The sequence below is a fragment of the Chloroflexota bacterium genome, assembly GCA_023475225.1.
Classification (GTDB): domain Bacteria; phylum Chloroflexota; class UBA6077; order FW602-bin22; family JAMCVK01; genus JAMCVK01.
In genome coordinates this window covers 1-1,756 of sequence record JAMCVK010000033.1, presented here as the reverse complement: position 1 = coordinate 1,756, position 1,756 = coordinate 1, and the positions used below count along the sequence as shown (strand labels likewise).

Here is a 1,756-nt window from a genome sequence, read left to right as displayed (position 1 = left end):
GGAATCATTGCCCAAGCGATTCCCCAATATTGCCTTAGATGCTTTCATTATTATGCCCAACCATATTCACGCTATAATCATCGTAGGGGCAACCCTCGCGGGTGCCACAAACAGGGCAGGGACAAGCCCTGCCCCTACGTTGGGGAAAATTGTAGGGGCGTTTAAGTTGCTAACATCGCCCGTTCGCTCCCTGCCGTCCAGCGCTCAATGGCGCAGGGTGTAGACGAGAGGCCAGCGGATGCGCATAAGGTCGGGGTCCTCCTGATAGGCTCGGCAGACACTCTTATAAGGGCAGTACAGCTCCTCATCAGAGATACCTGGCCGGCACAAGCGGCAGCGTAGGAAGGCCGTCTCCCAGGTCTCCGCCTCTGGATGAAAGAGCGGGGTGCCCATGACCTCAGCCAGGCGACGGCAAGCGACTATGGTCGCAGCACGGCACTCTTGCTCGGGCTTGGAGTCTGCCGCCAACAGGTCTTGGTCGCTGAGCGTCTGCTGGAGCCATTTGCTGATGCGCAGGACACCCACTCGCATCAGGAAATAGGGGCGGTAGTAGTCCGCTCCAGCCTCGAAGTGTTCCGGGTCCTTCAGGGCAGTGAGTTGGGCAAAGCGTTCGCCTGTCGGCACCGCAGCCTGGCGGCGCTGGTAGAGGCCACGGACGTTCACCATCACCAGCTTGCAGAATGGCCAGTCTCCGTAGGTGATGGGAAAGTGCCTCACCAGGAGCTGAACAATCCCCTTACCATCGTCGCCGAAGAGATACCCCTCTGCTTCGTCGAGCAGATTGGCGAAGTATCCTGCAAAGCGTTCCTGGAGGACACGCCCGATCTCCCGGTACTTAGCGAGACGTCCTTCCAGATGCTGGATGGTGGTCTGGCCCGTCTCCTCATCACGGTAGTACTCGCGGATGTCGCGCATGGTGAGTCCGGCCATCACGGCCGGGTCCAGTATATTGAGGCCACGCCTCAGGGCACGCATGTGGCAGGCGTAGATACTCGGAGCGCCTATGTAACGCCGGCCACCCACAGTAACACTCCAGGGTACAGCATTCCCAGCTAAGTCACGCACCCAGATGAAGAAGCCCTGGCTGCCTGGCCCGAGGGCCAGCTGAATGGTATCCAGATCGTTCTTCGGTAGCGTTTGGTCCGGGTAACGCTCAGGGTGCAGATTGACCCCGCTGTAAAGACGTTGGTCGAGGTAGTCCTGAGGGAGGCTGCGCATCACCCCGGCCAAAGCTACAAGTTGGTTCTCGTCGATGATACAGTCGGTAGCGGCATCAACAATGGCCTGGATCTCAGCCTTCATAGTGGCATAGGTGTAATCGGCATGGAGTACCATGGGCGTGCCCTCCTTTCAGATTCGGTAACATGGAGTTGTTCCCTCCTGGAGACGAAGACCCAGTTTGGCTCCCCTCATCACTATATGATAGCGTCATCTCGCTGTCAAGCAGCCGAACCGACTTATAAACCGAAAGGGGCAATAGTCGGCGCAAGGTCTCTCGATTGTCGCTCGGCAGCCGCCATGGTCGGGGTTGCCCGCCGCTGGTGGCGTCGCCACACGCGAACCGAAAGACCCTCTAGTTGGCACATTAGTGTCCCACAATTCGCAGTTAGCGAGGCTCTCATAAAGAGGATAGGCTTATTGTAACACACTGCCTTGCGGCTGATCCCTCCCGCCGCCTTTGCCTTCCTCAATAGAGATAGGGCAGGGGATGAGACCGAGCCTCTTTTGCTTCTATTCTATCATCCCTCTTACGCTG

2 protein-coding genes are annotated in these 1,756 nt (G+C 58.0%); one reads left to right on the top strand and one right to left on the bottom strand.

Annotated features, from left to right (window positions below):
• Positions 1 to 223, top strand: a 223-nt coding sequence (locus tag M1136_07620) for a transposase (GenBank protein ID MCL5075503.1), incomplete at its 5' end; no start/stop codon positions are given.
• Here M1136_07620 and M1136_07615 read toward each other — a convergent pair.
• On the bottom strand, positions 205 to 1,335 hold the full coding sequence (locus M1136_07615; protein MCL5075502.1) for a queuosine salvage family protein: 1,131 nt from the start codon (positions 1,333 to 1,335) through the stop codon (positions 205 to 207). The genes M1136_07620 and M1136_07615 overlap by 19 nt on opposite strands.
• Between the last annotated feature and the right edge of the window lie 421 nt (positions 1,336 to 1,756).

Excerpts from the sequence above, each read along its gene's own strand:
- M1136_07615 (MCL5075502.1), bottom strand. The coding sequence starts at position 1,335 with ATGGTACTCCATGCCGATTACACCTATGCCACTATGAAGGCTGAGATC.